Annotated in this window: 16 protein-coding genes; 10 read left to right on the top strand and 6 right to left on the bottom strand. The window is 63.0% G+C overall.

The window, feature by feature from the left end:
• The first annotated feature begins 2 nt into the window (after positions 1-2).
• The 8 genes from cyoB (at position 3) to AB4Z43_RS22725 (ending at position 7,988) form a co-directional block, all read left to right on the top strand.
• Positions 3-2,000 carry a cytochrome o ubiquinol oxidase subunit I gene (gene cyoB, locus AB4Z43_RS22760; protein WP_019860071.1) on the top strand — a complete coding sequence of 666 codons (1,998 nt, stop codon included), beginning with the start codon at positions 3-5 and terminating at the stop codon, positions 1,998-2,000.
• A 9-nt stretch (positions 2,001-2,009) separates the two neighbouring features.
• Positions 2,010-2,636, top strand: a complete 627-nt coding sequence (gene cyoC / locus AB4Z43_RS22755) for a cytochrome o ubiquinol oxidase subunit III (RefSeq protein WP_038644849.1) — start codon at positions 2,010-2,012, stop codon at positions 2,634-2,636.
• Positions 2,633-3,010, top strand: a complete 378-nt coding sequence (cyoD, locus tag AB4Z43_RS22750) for a cytochrome o ubiquinol oxidase subunit IV (RefSeq protein ID WP_038644851.1) — start codon at positions 2,633-2,635, stop codon at positions 3,008-3,010. The genes cyoC and cyoD overlap by 4 nt, the downstream gene beginning before the upstream one ends.
• On the top strand, positions 3,007-3,822 hold the full coding sequence (locus AB4Z43_RS22745) for an SURF1 family protein (protein WP_441939000.1): 816 nt from the start codon (positions 3,007-3,009) through the stop codon (positions 3,820-3,822). The genes cyoD and AB4Z43_RS22745 overlap by 4 nt, the downstream gene beginning before the upstream one ends.
• The gene (locus tag AB4Z43_RS22740) at positions 3,819-5,171 is read left to right on the top strand and encodes an ATP-binding protein (protein WP_441938999.1); all 1,353 of its coding nucleotides are present in this window, start codon (positions 3,819-3,821) and stop codon (positions 5,169-5,171) included. Before AB4Z43_RS22745 ends, AB4Z43_RS22740 begins: the two co-directional genes overlap by 4 nt.
• Complete coding sequence (locus AB4Z43_RS22735) at positions 5,161-5,697, top strand: response regulator transcription factor (protein WP_441938998.1); 537 nt, start codon at positions 5,161-5,163, stop codon at positions 5,695-5,697. Before AB4Z43_RS22740 ends, AB4Z43_RS22735 begins: the two co-directional genes overlap by 11 nt.
• Positions 5,698-6,014: 317 nt before the next feature.
• Entirely contained in the window at positions 6,015-6,623 is a 609-nt protein-coding gene (locus AB4Z43_RS22730; RefSeq protein WP_441938997.1) for a cysteine hydrolase family protein, read from the top strand.
• Positions 6,624-6,725: 102 nt separating this feature from the next.
• A complete protein-coding gene (locus AB4Z43_RS22725) occupies positions 6,726-7,988 on the top strand; it encodes a DUF763 domain-containing protein (RefSeq protein ID WP_441938996.1) in 1,263 nt (420 codons plus the stop codon).
• Between the two features lie 35 nt (positions 7,989-8,023).
• Here AB4Z43_RS22725 and AB4Z43_RS22720 read toward each other — a convergent pair whose 3' ends face one another.
• The 5 genes from AB4Z43_RS22720 to AB4Z43_RS22700 all read right to left on the bottom strand — a co-directional run bounded on the left by AB4Z43_RS22720 (position 8,024) and on the right by AB4Z43_RS22700 (position 11,911).
• Entirely contained in the window at positions 8,024-8,467 is a 444-nt protein-coding gene (locus AB4Z43_RS22720) for a PPC domain-containing DNA-binding protein (protein WP_441938995.1), read from the bottom strand.
• 56 nt (positions 8,468-8,523) lie between these two features.
• Positions 8,524-8,841, bottom strand: coding sequence for a hypothetical protein (locus tag AB4Z43_RS22715; protein ID WP_019860061.1), 318 nt, complete (start codon positions 8,839-8,841; stop codon positions 8,524-8,526).
• A gap of 101 nt (positions 8,842-8,942) precedes the next feature.
• Positions 8,943-10,655 (bottom strand): HAD-IIB family hydrolase, encoded by a 1,713-nt coding sequence (locus AB4Z43_RS22710; protein ID WP_441938994.1) that lies wholly within the window; start codon positions 10,653-10,655, stop codon positions 8,943-8,945.
• A 10-nt stretch (positions 10,656-10,665) separates the two neighbouring features.
• Complete coding sequence (locus tag AB4Z43_RS22705) at positions 10,666-11,631, bottom strand: SDR family oxidoreductase (protein ID WP_027047185.1); 966 nt, start codon at positions 11,629-11,631, stop codon at positions 10,666-10,668.
• 79 nt (positions 11,632-11,710) lie between these two features.
• Entirely contained in the window at positions 11,711-11,911 is a 201-nt protein-coding gene (locus tag AB4Z43_RS22700; RefSeq protein ID WP_027047184.1) for a KTSC domain-containing protein, read from the bottom strand.
• A gap of 138 nt (positions 11,912-12,049) precedes the next feature.
• Here AB4Z43_RS22700 and AB4Z43_RS22695 point away from each other — a divergent pair, with 138 nt between their 5' ends.
• Positions 12,050-12,664 (top strand): alpha-ketoglutarate-dependent dioxygenase AlkB, encoded by a 615-nt coding sequence (locus tag AB4Z43_RS22695; RefSeq protein WP_202360571.1) that lies wholly within the window; start codon positions 12,050-12,052, stop codon positions 12,662-12,664.
• Between the two features lie 37 nt (positions 12,665-12,701).
• Here AB4Z43_RS22695 and AB4Z43_RS22690 read toward each other — a convergent pair whose 3' ends face one another.
• Positions 12,702-13,487, bottom strand: coding sequence for an SDR family NAD(P)-dependent oxidoreductase (locus tag AB4Z43_RS22690; RefSeq protein ID WP_038644862.1), 786 nt, complete (start codon positions 13,485-13,487; stop codon positions 12,702-12,704).
• A 101-nt stretch (positions 13,488-13,588) separates the two neighbouring features.
• On the opposite strand from AB4Z43_RS22690, the gene uxuA reads away from it, so the two are divergent.
• On the top strand, positions 13,589-14,773 hold the full coding sequence (uxuA, locus tag AB4Z43_RS22685; protein ID WP_441938993.1) for a mannonate dehydratase: 1,185 nt from the start codon (positions 13,589-13,591) through the stop codon (positions 14,771-14,773).
• The last annotated feature ends 4 nt before the right edge of the window (positions 14,774-14,777 follow it).

Genomic DNA, 14,777 nt, shown 5'->3' with positions numbered 1-14,777 from the left:
CGATGCCCGATACGCTGACCAAATTCATTTTCGGCCGTCTCACCTTAGACTCGCTGCCGCTGCATGAGCCGATCGTCGTCGCCACCTTCGTCGCGGTGGCGCTCGGTGGCATCGCCCTTTTCGGCGTCATCACCTATTTCAAGCTGTGGGGCTACCTGTGGCGCGAGTGGTTCACCAGCGTCGACCACAAGAAGATCGGCATCATGTACATGGTGCTCGGTCTCGTCATGCTGCTGCGCGGCTTCTCCGACGCCATCATGATGCGCCTGCAGCAGGCCATCGCCTTCAATGGCTCCGAGGGCTACCTCAATTCGCATCACTACGACCAGATCTTCACCGCGCACGGCGTGATCATGATCTTCTTCGTGGCGATGCCCTTCGTCACCGGGCTGATGAACTTCGTCGTGCCGCTGCAGATCGGCGCGCGCGATGTCTCCTTCCCGTTCCTCAACAATTTCAGCTTCTGGATGACGGTCGGCGGCGCCATCCTGGTCATGGCCTCGCTGTTCGTCGGCGAATTCGCCCGCACCGGCTGGCTCGCCTATCCGCCGCTCTCCGGCATCGGCTACAGTCCTGACGTCGGCGTCGATTATTACATCTGGGCGCTGCAGGTGGCGGGCGTCGGCACCACGCTGTCGGGCATCAACCTGATCTGCACGATCATCAAGATGCGCGCCCCCGGCATGACCATGATGCGCATGCCTGTCTTCACCTGGACGTCGCTCTGCACCAACGTACTGATCGTGGCGTCCTTCCCAGTGCTGACGGCCGTGCTCTCGCTGCTGGCGCTCGACCGGTATGTCGGCACCAACTTCTTCACCAACGACTTCGGCGGCAACCCGATGATGTATGTGAACCTCATCTGGATATGGGGTCACCCGGAAGTCTACATTCTTATCCTGCCGCTGTTCGGCGTCTTTTCCGAGGTCACTTCCACCTTCTCCGGCAAGCGCCTGTTCGGCTACACCTCGATGGTCTACGCCACGGTGGTCATCACCATCCTATCCTACCTGGTCTGGCTGCACCATTTCTTCACCATGGGCTCCGGCGCCAGCGTCAATTCCTTCTTCGGCATCACCACGATGATCATCTCGATTCCGACGGGAGCGAAGATATTCAACTGGCTGTTCACCATGTATCGCGGCCGCATCCGCTTCGAACTGCCGATGATGTGGACGATGGCCTTCATGCTCACCTTCGTCGTCGGCGGTATGACCGGCGTGCTGCTTGCCGTGCCGCCGGCGGATTTCGTGCTGCACAACAGCCTGTTCCTGATCGCGCATTTCCACAATGTCATCATCGGCGGCGTGCTGTTCGGCCTGTTCGCCGGCATCGCCTACTGGTGGCCCAAGGCCTTCGGCTTCAAGCTCGATCCGTTCTGGGGCAAGGTGTCGTTCTGGTGCTGGGTGGTCGGCTTCTGGTTCGCCTTCATGCCGCTCTACATACTCGGCCTGATGGGCGTGACGCGCCGCATGCGTGTCTTCGACGATCCCTCGCTGCAGATCTGGTTCGTCATCGCCGCCTTCGGCGCGGTGCTGATCGCTGCCGGCATCGCTGCCTTCCTGATCCAGATCTTCGTCTCCATCCGCAAGCGCGAGGCCTTGACCGATCCGACCGGCGATCCCTGGGACGGCCGCACGCTCGAATGGTCGACCTCTTCGCCGCCGCCCGCCTACAACTTCGCCTTCACGCCCGTGGTGCGCGACAACGATGCCTGGTGGGACATGAAGAAGGCCGGCTACGCCAGGCCGCTCTCCGGCTTCAAGCCGATCCATATGCCCAGCAATACCGGCACCGGCGTCGTCCTGGCCGCCTTCAGCGTCGCGCTCGGCTTCGGCCTGATCTGGTACATCTGGTGGCTGGCGGCGCTGAGCTTCGTCTGCCTGATCGCTACCGCGATCGGCCACACCTTCAACTATCACCGCGATTTCCACATTCCGGCTGCCGAGGTCACGCAGACGGAGGAGGCGAGGACGACGCTCCTCGCCGCCCAGGGCTAGGGTTTGAGCATGGCTTCGAGTGTAACCACGGCCGGCACCGGACCGGTCTTCCACCTGGAAGAAGAGCATGCGCATGCCGAAGGCAGCAGCACCATGCTCGGCTTCTGGCTCTATCTGATGAGCGACTGCCTGATCTTCGCCATGCTGTTCGCGGCCTATGGCGTGCTCGGCGGCAATTACGCGGCGGGACCCGCGCCGAAGGACCTGTTCGATCTTGATCTGGTGGCGGTCAACACCACCATGCTGCTCTTGTCCTCGATCACCTATGGCTTTGCCATGCTGACCATGGACAAAGGCCGCGTCGCGGCGACGCAAGCGTGGCTTGCCGTGACCGGCCTGTTCGGCCTGGCCTTCCTGTCGATCGAGCTCTACGAATTCGCCCACATGATCCATGAAGGCGCCACGCCGCAGCGTAGCGCCTTCCTGTCGTCCTTCTTCACGCTGGTCGGAACGCACGGGCTGCACGTCACCTTCGGCACCGTCTGGCTGGTGACGCTGATGACGCAGGTCGCCCGGTTCGGCCTCACCGAGGCCAACCGCCGCCGACTGATGTGCCTCTCGATGTTCTGGCATTTCCTCGACGTCGTCTGGATCGGCGTCTTCACCTTCGTCTATCTGATGGGAATGTTGCGATGAGCGCTCATGATCATGCCGAGGGTCACGGCCACGCCCATGGCGGCGCCGCGCACGGATCGTTCAAAGGCTATCTGATCGGCTTCGTCCTGTCGGTGATCCTGACCGCCATTCCGTTCTGGCTGGTCATGAGCGGCGCCATCGACAACAAGCAGGCCACGGCCATCGTCATCATGGCTTTCGCGGTGGTGCAGATCGTCGTGCACATGGTTTTCTTCCTGCACATGAACACCGCCTCGGAAGGCGGATGGTCGATGCTGGCGCTGATCTTCACGCTGATCCTGGTCGTCATCGTGCTGACCGGCTCGCTCTGGGTGATGTATCACCTCAACGCCAACATGATGCCGGGGCTTCACGACATGCGCGAGATGCCATGAGCCCGGCGCTGGGCGCGGGGAGGACCACTGCCGAAGTAAGGATCGGACAGGCCAGCATCAGCTTGCCCGCCGCGCCAGGAAGGGATGCCGGGAGGTCGTCCGCGTCGCGGCTTCTTCTCGCATTGCTCGGGCTCGTCGGCGTGGCGGTGTTCCTTGGGCTCGGCATTTGGCAGCTGGAAAGGCGGGTCTGGAAGCTCGACCTGATCGCCCGCGTCGACCAGCGCATCCATGCGCCGGTTGTCGATGCGCCGGGTCCGGCGACATGGGGTGGCATGACCGCGGCCGGCGACGAGTATAGCCATGTGCGATTGGCCGGACGGTTTCTGGACGGCAAGAACACGCTCGTGCAGGCGGTGACGGAGCTTGGCGGCGGCTATTGGGTGCTGACGCCGATGCGGACCGACCGTGGCTTCGTCGTGCTGGTCAACCGCGGCTTCATCCCCCAGGAGCGCAAGGCCGAGTTCGAACAAGAGAGCGGCGGCCTTGGTTCGTCGACCGTCATCGGCGGCCTGTTGCGCATGAGCGAGCCGGGCGGCGGCTTCCTGCGCAGCAACGATGCGGCCGGCAATCGCTGGTATTCGCGCGACGTCGTCGCCATCGCAGCCGCGCGCGGCCTTACGAACGACGTCGCCCCTTATTTCGTCGATGCGGAAGCATCCGGCGGCTGGCCGCGCGGCGGCCTGACGGTCGTGACTTTCCGCAACAGCCACCTCGTCTATGCTTTGACCTGGTTCACGCTCGCTGCGATGCTCGCTGCGGCCCTGGCCGCGCCGATGATCGGCGCCCGCTGGCGGCGAGGACCGGCACGATGAGCGCCCCGACGCAAACGCTTCGCAACGACAAATCATTCGCGGCCGCATCGCTTGCGGGCAAGAACGGCGTGGCCCCCGATCCCGACGCGGCGAACAGGAAGAACCTGCTCCTGCTTATCCAGCTGCGCTGGCTGGCGGTGGCGGGTCAGGTGCTCACCATCCTGGTGACGCAATACTGGTTCGACATCCCGCTGCCGCTGGGGGAGATGGCCGGGGTGGTGGTTTTCCTGGTCGGGCTGAACATCTTCAGCCTGCTCGCTTTGCGCGGCCAGCGGCCGATCAGCAACGCGCAGCTGCTCGTCGCGCTCATCTTCGACATGGCGGCACTGACGACGCAGCTTTACCTCAGCGGCGGTGCCTCGAACCCGTTCGTGTCGCTTTATCTCTTGCAGATCACGCTTGGCGCCGCGCTTTTGACACCCTGGTCCACCTGGAGCCTGGTGGCCGCCGCTTCCGCGTGCTTCGTCTTCCTCACCTTCCAGTTCCAGCCGATCGCGATTCCGCATCACGGCGGCAGCGACCTGTTGGCCCTGCATATCAGGGGCATGTTCATCTGCTTCGTGCTGGCGGCCGGCCTGATCGTCATCTTCATGACGCGCATCAACCGCAATCTTCGTGAGCGCGACGCCTATCTCGCCGATCTTCGCCAGCACTCGGCCGAGGAGGACCACATCGTGCGCATGGGCTTGCTCGCCTCCGGAGCCGCGCATGAACTGGGCACGCCGCTGTCGACCATCTCCGTCATCCTCTCCGACTGGCGCCAGATCCGCAGCGTCACCCGCAACCGCGAATTGGCCGGGGACGTCGCCGAAATGCAGGCGCAGATCGAACGCTGCAAAAGCATCGTCTCGGGCATCCTGATGTCGTCGGGGCAGGCACGGGGCGAGGGCACGATCCGCACCAGCATCCGCCATTTCCTCGACGATCTGGTCCAGGAGTGGCGGGTCAGCCGCCAGCCGCTCAATCTGGAGTACAAGAACGATTTCGAACCTGACGAGCAGATCGTCTCCGACACGGCGCTGAAGCAGGTCATCTTCAATGTGTTCGACAATGCTCTGGAGGCATCGCAGGATTGGGTCGGGGTCGCCGCCGGGCGGCAGGGCGAGAAACTGATGATTTCGGTGCAGGACTGCGGGCCGGGCTTTGACGAGGGTATTCTGGCCGCGCTCGGCCAGCCCTATATGTCGAGCAAGGGACGACCCGGCGGCGGCCTTGGCCTTTTCCTCGTCGTCAACGTGGTCCGAAAGCTGGGAGGCGACTTTTCGGCGCGCAATATGGAGCAGGGGGCCTGTGTTACGCTTTCGCTGCCGCTCGCCGCGCTGACTGATGGAGATGATCATGAGGCCTGATCGATCCCTGTTTATCGTCGAGGACGACACCACCTTCGCGAAGACGCTGAAGCGCTCCTTCGAAAAGCGCGACTACGACGTCGTGGTTTGCCACGGCAGGGAAGAGCTGGTCGGCGCCCTTGAAACGGCGGTTCCGGCCTACGCCGTCGTCGATCTCAAGCTTGGCGCCGGCGGCTCCGGGCTGGAATGCGTCAAGCTGCTCAGCGCCCGCGACACGTCGATGAGGATCGTCGTGCTGACCGGCTTTGCCAGCATCGCCACGGCGGTCGAGGCGATCAAGCTTGGCGCATGTCATTACCTGGCCAAGCCCGCCAACACCGATGACATCGAAGCCGCCTTCGGCCGGGCCGAGGGCGATGTTTCGGTCTCGCTGAGCAGCCGTCCCACCTCGATCAAGAACCTCGAATGGGAGCGTATCCACGAGACGCTCGTCGAGACCGGCTTCAACATCTCCGAAACCGCGCGCCGGCTCGGCCTGCATCGGCGCACTTTGGCCCGCAAGCTCGAGAAACGCGTGGTGAGGTAGGCTCAACCGTCGTTCTTCAGTGTCGTGGTGCGGCAGGTCTATTCCGCAGCAAACCCAGGTAAGCCGCTGGCTTGATCCATAATTGTAGTGGGGCTGTAACGAGGCCGGATCGTCGAACGTGCCGACATGCATCGCTACCTTGGTTGGGCGATGCATCGTAGGTCGGGCTGAGCGGCGATCCACAGGCTGAACGCGTCGACCAATCGCGTTGGTTGCCGCCGGTCCACCAGGAACGAGTCCTGGCTTATGGCGTTCCCGTGTCCTGGGCAGCAATGGGAGAAGTCCATGAGAAGACACCACCAGCCGGATATTCTGTGATGTCGGTGCCGGGCCTGGCATATGGGCCGTTGGGTCGCGGCTGCATGCATGTCTGCGTGGATATGCAGCGGCTGTTCGCGGAACCGTCGCCGTGGGCGACGCCCTGGATCACGCGTGTCCTCCCTCAGATTGAGAGGCTCGTTGAAAGACGGGCAGAACAGACGGTCTTCACGCGCTTCCTTCCCGCGCAGAGGGCGGGGCAGGGTGTCGGGGCATGGAAGCGCTACTATGAGCGCTGGTCTTCGATGGCGATCGACAATATCGGCCCGGAAATGGTCGAGCTGTTGCCGTCATTGGCTGCTTGCTGTCCGCCGGCGGCGGTCATCGACAAGCATATTTATTCGCCCTGGTTTGAAGGCCGTCTGCGAGCCTTTCTGATGGAACACGAGATCGATACGCTGGTCATCACCGGCGGTGAAACCGACGTGTGCGTACTGGCCACAGTGCTCGGCGCCATCGATTTCGGCTACCGTGTCGTTCTCGTCACGGACGCGCTGTGCAGTTCTTCCGATGCAACGCATGACGCCCTGCTCACCGTCTATCACCAACGTTTCGCGCAGCAGGTCGAGACGGTCGAGATGGAGACGGTTCTTTCGAACTGGACTTGAATGTCACCAGGCGTCGAGGAGGCCGAAGCATCAGGTGCTTCTTCGCGCGGGCTCGGATACCTATCTGTCGAGACAAGACAGAGATCGGAACAGGCAACGGAATTGGCGCAACGATCGGGCAGTGCTGATCTTCCACTTCACGGCGGACGCGTGCCGAAGTGGCTCGGCGACCGCATGACGCGCCTTGGCGCCGTGATGTGCGAGGCGATCATCCATCATTATGGTCGCAACGAGCTGCTGCGGCGTCTTGCGCATCCCTTCTGGTTCCAGTCCTTCGGTGCCGTCATGGGCATGGACTGGCACTCGTCCGGCATCACGACCAGCGTCGTCGGCGCCTTGAAGCGCGGTCTGACGCCGCTGTCGGGCGAACTCGGCATTCATGTCTGCGGGGGCCGTGGCGCCCACTCGCGCAAAACCCCGCATGAGTTGGCCGCCATCGGCGAGCGCATCGGCTTCGACGGAACCCGCCTGGCAAGCGTCAGCCGGCTTGTCGCCAAGGTGGACAGTGCCGCCGTCCAGGATGGGTTCGACCTCTATCTGCACGGCTTCATCGTCACCGATGACGGCGACTGGGTGGTGGTGCAGCAAGGCATGAACGGCGACAGCAAGGTGGCGCGCCGCTACCATTGGCTGTCCGAAGGTTTGAAGAGTTTCGTCGATCAGCCGCACGCCGCCATCGAGGGCGCCAACCAGGGCGAGATCGTCAACCTGACCGACCATCGTGCCGAGGCCTCGCGCCAGGGACAGCTGGACCTGCTCCAGGATCTCGGCCCGGACCGCATCCTGCGCGAATTCGCTGCCCTGGATGCCGGCACAGCGGCGGCTCCCGAACAGCCGATGCTGCCGCATCTGATCATGCCGGCTCACCATGATGTGCGCGAAAGCGACATCGTCATGCGCCGCCTGCATGGAAACATGGCCGCCGCCGCCGAACGCGGCACGGCGGATTTCTCCGAACTTCTTCTGGTTCCTGGCGTGGGCGCGCGCACGGTGCGCGCGCTGGCGCTGGTCGCCGAAGTGGTGCATGGCGCGCCGTGCCGGTTTTCGGATCCGGGCCGGTTTTCAATCGCCCATGGCGGCAAGGACAGGCACCCGTTCCCCGTTCCGCTCAAGGTCTATGATGAGACGATCGGCGTGCTGAAGTCGGCTGTGCAGAAAGCCAGGCTTGGCCGCGAGGAGGAAATCGGCGCGTTGAAGCGGCTCGACGATCAGTCGCGGCAGGTCGAACGATATGTCACCGGCCCCAGCCTGAAGGAAATCGTTGCCGGCGAATTCGACCAGTCGCACCTGCTTGGCGGCCGCAGTGTCTTTGGCTGGGAGCCGCCGCCGGACAAGGCACCGACGGAGTTGGACAAGAAGGCATGACAGGGGCAGGCTGAACTCCGCAGTCGGGCTCGAAATCAACCGTCCAGATCGATCAACGCAACGCCCAATTCCGGACGCCTGCTACGGCGCAGATGGCCGGGCGCCTCCACCAGAGTCACTTCCAGCGTCGGTCGCACCATGGCCTGAAGCAGGTGTCCACGCCGGGTCGTGCCGTCGCTCAATCCCAACACCGTATGAACGTGGAGGCTGGGCTTGCCGTCATCGCCCAGCGCCACATCGCCGATGGCGCTCGGAACTTCGCATTGTTCGTCGATCGGGATTTTGCGGTAGGTCTTCGCATTGGGGTCGAACCAGCCCACGATCGCTCTTTCAAAGGCGCCGATCGCTGTCAGGGAAGCACTGTCGACTCCTTGGTCGATCGCGAAGGCGGTCAGCGCGGCGAATGCTTCTTCGCCGGGGTGGAGCACCACGACAAATGTTCGCTGTCCACCGGCCTCGCTGACGAGCCGCGATTTCATGCCTGTGCCCTCATCATGTTGGTCTTTCAGGACAGACCAAAGGGTGTTTGTCGACGTCAATGGGCATGGTGCTCGGCATTCCGCTTGCGCGTTGCCGCAGCCTTCCTCGCCGATTCCGACCGACTTGCAGCTGGGCGTGCGGCTGACGCCTTGCCGCCGCTTTTGCCGCCCTTGTGTGCCGCCGGGTGGCCGGTGTGCTTGCCGCGCCCGGAGCCGCCTTCTTTCTTGCCGCCGCCATCATCCTTGTTGACGGTCGCCCAGGCGCGGCGTTCGGCCTCCTTCTCGGAGACGCCGCGCTTCTCATAGCCTTCCGCAATGTGGTCGGCTTTTCGTTCCTGCTTGTCGGTGTATTTCGATTTGTCGCCTCGTGGCATGGCCGTATCTCCTGTTGAACAGGGTCTGAACGTGAAGCCGCCGGGTGAGTTCCAACCGATGCCTGAAAGGCTCATGGACAGGCGGAGCGACACGTTGCGCGCTAGTCTTCCGGTGCCGTGGCGGGAGCCGTGTAGCGGCGGCGCACTGCTTCCAGCACATGCTTGCGGCTCTCCTCGGCGGAGAGCTTTTTATCGTTCTCCGCCTCGGCGGTTTCGCGCGCCAGATCCTTGTCCCTGATCTGGTTGCGGAACCATTTGGAATAGTCGCCGGCACGCAGGTGGAACTCCCAGGTCCTGTCGTCGATGCCCTCGGCGATCTGAGCGAAAATCATCAGATTATGGGCCCTGAGGTTCATCGCATCGTCGGGGCCGTGGAAATAGAAACTGCCCGCCTCGTCGAGTTGCCCCTCGGCATATTTGCGGCTGTGCCGCTTAAGGGATTGACGCGGCTCGATGACCTTGACCACGGCGATCTTCTTGCGTTTCTGCGGTCGCCAGAACAGCACGCGCTCGCCCTTGGGCGGGGCCATGTCCTTGGGCGGGTCGATGCCGGTCTCGCTGCAGTAGGCCTTGACGACATCCTTCGCCTTGGGGCCAAGGGCGATGATGGCGGTCACCAGGCGCAACGCGTCGGTCGAGATCGCTTCGGGATGCACTGTGATCAGCACTGTGCCCGGCAATTCCAGGGACAGGATCGTGCGCGTGTCATCGCGTCGTTTGGGCAGAAGATGGTGCGCTTCGTCGATGACGAGCCAGTGTGGCCTGGCCGTTCGACGTCGAAAACTGCCGAGGCCAGGCAGGAGGTCAGCAAAGAAATCTGGGCGTTCATTGACGCGCAGCGCCAATCCATTGATGACGACATTGCTGTCGGCTTTCTCGATGAGGTCCAGCACTTGCGCCTTGGTCGGCGCGCTTGAGCCGTCGCCCAGACGCACGGCGCCTTCGAGGCCGTCATAATCGCCTTCGGGATCGAAGATGCAGAATTGAAACCCGCTCTCGACGAAGCCTTCCGTCAGCGCGGTGGCCAGGGTGGACTTGCCAATGCCGGAGCTGCCGGCGATGAGGACCGTGTCGGTTGGCGACAGATAGATATCGTCGCCGCCGGCGGAGCCCAGCACGATGCCGTCATGCCGCCTGGGCAGGATGTCGTGATCGCGTTTGATTAGCCTGTCGATGAGCTCCTCCACGCCTTTCCCGCGTGCGCCACGCGTGACCATATCCGCTGTGGTCTTGACCGCGGGAATCGCATTGTCGACGGCGACGCTGCAGCCGCAGGCCTTCAAGAAGGCATGGTCGTTCTCGGCGTCGCCGACACCGACCACATTGTGTGGCGACAGCCGGAGATCCTGCAGCGCCGCGGCCAGCCCGGTGGCCTTGTTGATGCCGCTCGGCAGGATCATCACCGCGCCCTTGTTGAAGATGATTTCGAGTTCGAGCCCCATCTTCTTGATGGTTTCGAGCACCGTGGCCTGATGCGGCTCCCAGGTCGCGACGATCGACCGGCCGACCGACAGCGGCTTGACGCCCTGCTTCTTCAGTCTGGAGACGAATTCGGCTTCCGGCGATGGTGAGATGACCCGCTCTTCCTCACTGGCCGGCGTGTAGATCAGCGCTCCGTTCTCGGCGACGACCTTGTCGAACAGGCCGATCTCGGGAAAGACGCGCTTGAGGTCAGGCAGCTCGCGCCCGGTCACAAGAATGAGCTTGCGGCCGCTTTTCTTGAATCGCTCCAGCGCGGCAAGAGTCTTCTTCGAGACGATCCCGTCATGCGCCAGCGTGCCGTCGTAGTCCGTCGCCAATGCGATGAAATACATTGCACTGACCTCAGTAGCCGCCGACCACGGGCAATATCTCGCCGGTGATGTAGCTCGAGCAATGCGGCGAGGCGAGAAACACATAGGCCGGTGCGAGTTCTTCCGGCTGCGCCGGCCGCTTCATCGGTGTATCCGCGCCGAACTTCGAAACGTCACCGGCTTCCTTGTCCGAAGGGTTGAGCGGGGTCCATACCGGACCCGGTGCAACCGCGTTCACCCGGATGCCCTTGCCGAGAAGATTGCCGGAGAGGGCGCGGGTGAAGGCATGGATGCCTCCCTTGGTCATGGAGTAGTCGACCAGCGCCTTCGACCCGTCTATGCCGGTGACCGAACCGGTGTTGATGATGGCCGAGCCCGGCTTCATATGCGGCACGGCTTCCTGTGCCATATGGAAATAGCCGTAGAGGTTGGTCTTCAGCGTCGTGTCGAAATGCTCTTCGGTCAGTTCGGCGAACTCGCTTGAATGAATCTGGAATGCCGCATTGTTGACCAGCACGTCGATGCGCCCGAATGCCTTGACCGTTTGCGCCACCGCGTTGCGGCATTGGTCGCGTTCGCTGACGTCTGCCTTCACCAGGATACAGCGCCGTCCTTCCGCTTCGACGGCGGATTTTGTCGCCTTGGCATCCCTGTCCTCGGCCAGATAGACAATCGCAATGTCAGCGCCCTCGCGCGCGAACAGAACCGCCACCGAACGGCCGATGCCGGAATCGCCGCCGGTGATGAGAGCGACTTTGTCTTCGAGTTTTTTCGATCCGAGATAGAAGGGCGCGTCGTAGAGCGGCGCCGGGTCGATCGCCCATTCATCCCCCGGCTTGGGATGATGTTGCTCGGGAAAGGGTGGCTCCGGATATTTTCGGGCGCCGGCCTGCATGGCGTGCTGGCCCTTGCCGTTGCCTTTCGATTTGTCCCTGGCATCGATGCCACGCTGGATGCGACGCTGCTTGGCGGCTTCGCTGGCTGTCTTGCTCTGCATGTCTGTCTCCTCGGCTTCGAGGAAGAACAACGCGCGTCGGACGAAAAGGTTTGCGCAAAAGACGATCTTGCCGCCAGCGTCATGCCACGCGGCGGTAGCTGTAGTGATCCCTGATGAATTCATTGAAGAAGCGGCCTTTCGAGGCAGCCTTCCTGAAAGCGGCATAGGTTGCCGGGGCAACGTCCGCATAGTCGTAGCGATGGCCGCTCGGCACGAACCAGACGGAGAGGATTCTGGTCGCGGGATCGTATTGTGTGCTCCGGATCGCGGTCGACGGCATGTTGGCAACCTGACTGCTCAGCCAGATAAATCCGCCAGAAATGGTCCGGTTCCCTGCCTTTCGCCACAGCACTATCTGTCGCGCACCCAAGAGCGACCCGATATTGCTCTGCGGCTCGGCCCTCACCATCTAGGCGAGATGTCGTCACTCAAATCGAAAGCCACCGGTCGCACTCCGGCATTCCAGCATGATCTCTTTGGTGCCGCACAGGATCTGCCCGAAGGTTTTGCCTACCAGCCGGGATTGATCACGCCGCAGGAAGAGACAGAGCTTGCCCGGCATCTCGAGGGACTGCCGTTCCAGGCGTTCGATTTCCATGGCCATCTGGCAAACCGGCGTGTCGTCGGGTTTGGCATGAGCTACGATTATGACCGGCGCGAAGTCGTCGAGGCGCTGCCGATCCCCGACTTCCTGCTGCCTGTGCGCGAGAGGGTCGCGGCCCTTGCGCGCCGGCCCGTCGAGGCTTTCGCGCAGGTGCTGATCAATGAATACCGGCCTGGCGCCGGTATCGGCTGGCATCGCGACAAGCCGCATTTCGAGGATGTCGCCGGCATCTCGCTGCTGGCGCCCTGCAGCTTCCGGCTTCGGCGAAAGAGCGGTGACCGGTGGGAGCGTCGGACCATCGTCGTCGAGCCAAGATCGGCCTATCTCATGACGGGACCTTCGCGCACGGAGTGGGAACACAGCATTCCGCCGCTTGCCGAGCATCGCTACTCGATCACCCTGCGGACGCTGCGGTCACAGATCCCCTGAACATCGCTCCGGCGAAGCCAAGCCGATCGCCGAGGCTCTACTTCACTCCGATGCCGGCGGTCAGGCCGCCGTCGATCTTGTAGTCGGCGCCGGTGCAGAAGCCGGCCTTGGACGAGCACAGGAAAGCGATCAACTCCGCCACTTCCTCCGGCTCGCCGATGCGGCCAAGCGGATGAGCCGCGCCGAAGCGCTTGTAGGCTTCCTCGACATCGGCGTCGCTGCCGTGGTCGCCACGCGCGGCCTTCTCCAGGATGGGCGTGCGGATCGAGCCCGGGCTGACCGAATTCACCCTTATGCCTGCTGCCGCGTAGTCGAGCGCCAGTGAGCGTGTCAGCGTATGGATGGCGCCCTTGGTCGTGGCATAGGCGGCGACATTCTGCTGGCAGGCGAAGCCCTGCACCGAAGCGACGTTGACGATGGCGCCGCCGCCGCGCTTGATCATTTCCGGAATGCCGAAATGTGCGGTCAGGTAGATCGAGCCGACATTGACCGTCATCGCCCGGTTCCAGGTTTCCCAATCGGTCGTCGTCGCGGTTCCGTACGGATGGACCGCGGCGGAATTGACGATGACGTCGATGCCGCCGAATCGTTTGACGCCGGCCGCGACCGCGTCACGCACCTGGTCGGAAACGGACACGTCGACTGTTTGCACCAGCGCGTCCGCTCTGGCCTTGGCAAGGCTTTCCTGCAGGGCGGTATTGGCGGCCCGATCGATGCCGCAGGCGATGATCGCCGCACCGCCCTGCGCCAGCCGCCTTGCGGTAGCGAGCGCGATGCCGGTCGTCCCCGTTACCAATGCCACCTTGCCGTCGAAATCCTTCATCGCGGGAGCTCCTTCATGCGCTATCAAGACGTGGTTCTGAGTTTGACACTCATCGGTGTCAAACAATAGGTTGCCGGTCTCTCGCAAAAAGGAAAGTTGCAATGGAACAGTGCTGGCGCTGGTATGGTCCGGATGATCCGGTGACACTCGATCATGTCAGACAGGCTGGCGCCACCGGCGTGGTTTCGGCGCTTCACCACATCTACGACGGCAGAGCCTGGCCCGAAGCCGATGTGCTCGAGCGCAAACGGATCATCGAGGCCGCAGGCCTGACATGGTCGGTGGTCGAAAGCATCCCGGTCCACAATTCCTTCAAGATCGGCGCGCCGGAACGCGAGCGCTACGCCGGCTACTATCGCGACAGCATCCGCACGCTCGCCAAGGCCGGCATCGAAACAATCTGCTACAATTTCATGCCGGTGGTGGACTGGACGCGCACCGACCTGATGTATCGCCTGCCGACGACCGGCTATGCCTTGCGTTTCGACGCCGTCGATTTTGCCGCCTATGATCTTTTCGTGCTGCAGCGCAAGAACGGCGCCGCCAGCTATACGCCGGCGCGGATCGCCGAAGCCGAGAAGCGGCTGAAGGCGTTGACGTCGGAGCAGGTCGATCAGATCGAGCGCAACCTCATCGCCGGCCTGCCGGCAACCGAGCGCAAATATGACCGCGACAGTTTCCGCGAGGCTCTGGCGGAGTATGACGGAATCGGGCCGAAGGAGTTGCGCGACAACCTCGCCTGGTTTCTGCGCGAGATCATTCCGGTCGCGGAAGAGGAGGGGGTGCGCATGTGCATCCATCCCGACGACCCGCCCTTTTCGCTCTATGGCCTGCCGCGCGTCGTTTCCACCGCGCAGGATGCGCGCTCCATCCTCAACGCCGTCGACAGCCCGGCCAATGGGCTGACCTTCTGCACTGGCTCCTACGGCACGCGCGCCGACAACGACATTGTCGCCATGGTCAAGGAATTCGCCGACCGCATCCACTTCGTCCATCTGCGCAACATCACCATCGAGGAGGACGGCTCGTTCTATGAAGCCGAGCATCTCGAGGGCGGCACCGACATGGCGCATGTCATCCTCGCTCTGATGCAGGAGGAGGCGCGCCGCCGCAAGGAGGGCCGTGCCGACTGGCGCATCCCGATGCGGCCGGACCACGGCCACCTTCTTGCCGACGACATCGGCAAGAAGAAGATCAATCCCGGCTACTCGCTGATCGGCCGGCTGAAGGGTCTCGCCGAGTTGCGTGGCATCATGCGCGCCGTGGAGCAGTTCGGGCTGGCCTGAGCGG

The sequence above is a fragment of the Mesorhizobium sp. 2RAF45 genome, from assembly GCF_052115225.1.
In the GTDB taxonomy this organism is placed as follows: domain Bacteria; phylum Pseudomonadota; class Alphaproteobacteria; order Rhizobiales; family Rhizobiaceae; genus Mesorhizobium; species Mesorhizobium jarvisii.
The sequence above is the reverse complement of the archived record's forward strand: the minus strand, read 5'-3'. Positions and strand labels throughout refer to the sequence as shown.

What these genes read in the sequence shown, in the direction of transcription:
- AB4Z43_RS22715 (WP_019860061.1), bottom strand. Translation starts at nt 8,841, where the DNA reads ATGCCACGAGGCGACAAATCGAAATACACCGACAAGCAGGAACGAAAA.
- AB4Z43_RS22735 (WP_441938998.1), top strand. Translation starts at nt 5,161, where the DNA reads ATGAGGCCTGATCGATCCCTGTTTATCGTCGAGGACGACACCACCTTC.
- AB4Z43_RS22720 (WP_441938995.1), bottom strand. Translation starts at nt 8,467, where the DNA reads ATGAAATCGCGGCTCGTCAGCGAGGCCGGTGGACAGCGAACATTTGTC.
- cyoD (WP_038644851.1), top strand. Translation starts at nt 2,633, where the DNA reads ATGAGCGCTCATGATCATGCCGAGGGTCACGGCCACGCCCATGGCGGC.
- AB4Z43_RS22710 (WP_441938994.1), bottom strand. Translation starts at nt 10,655, where the DNA reads ATGTATTTCATCGCATTGGCGACGGACTACGACGGCACGCTGGCGCAT.
- AB4Z43_RS22730 (WP_441938997.1), top strand. Translation starts at nt 6,015, where the DNA reads ATGTCGGTGCCGGGCCTGGCATATGGGCCGTTGGGTCGCGGCTGCATG.
- AB4Z43_RS22695 (WP_202360571.1), top strand. Translation starts at nt 12,050, where the DNA reads ATGTCGTCACTCAAATCGAAAGCCACCGGTCGCACTCCGGCATTCCAG.
- AB4Z43_RS22700 (WP_027047184.1), bottom strand. Translation starts at nt 11,911, where the DNA reads ATGCCGTCGACCGCGATCCGGAGCACACAATACGATCCCGCGACCAGA.
- uxuA (WP_441938993.1), top strand. Translation starts at nt 13,589, where the DNA reads ATGGAACAGTGCTGGCGCTGGTATGGTCCGGATGATCCGGTGACACTC.
- AB4Z43_RS22690 (WP_038644862.1), bottom strand. Translation starts at nt 13,487, where the DNA reads ATGAAGGATTTCGACGGCAAGGTGGCATTGGTAACGGGGACGACCGGC.
- cyoC (WP_038644849.1), top strand. Translation starts at nt 2,010, where the DNA reads ATGGCTTCGAGTGTAACCACGGCCGGCACCGGACCGGTCTTCCACCTG.
- AB4Z43_RS22705 (WP_027047185.1), bottom strand. Translation starts at nt 11,631, where the DNA reads ATGCAGAGCAAGACAGCCAGCGAAGCCGCCAAGCAGCGTCGCATCCAG.
- AB4Z43_RS22745 (WP_441939000.1), top strand. Translation starts at nt 3,007, where the DNA reads ATGAGCCCGGCGCTGGGCGCGGGGAGGACCACTGCCGAAGTAAGGATC.
- AB4Z43_RS22740 (WP_441938999.1), top strand. Translation starts at nt 3,819, where the DNA reads ATGAGCGCCCCGACGCAAACGCTTCGCAACGACAAATCATTCGCGGCC.
- cyoB (WP_019860071.1), top strand. Translation starts at nt 3, where the DNA reads ATGCCCGATACGCTGACCAAATTCATTTTCGGCCGTCTCACCTTAGAC.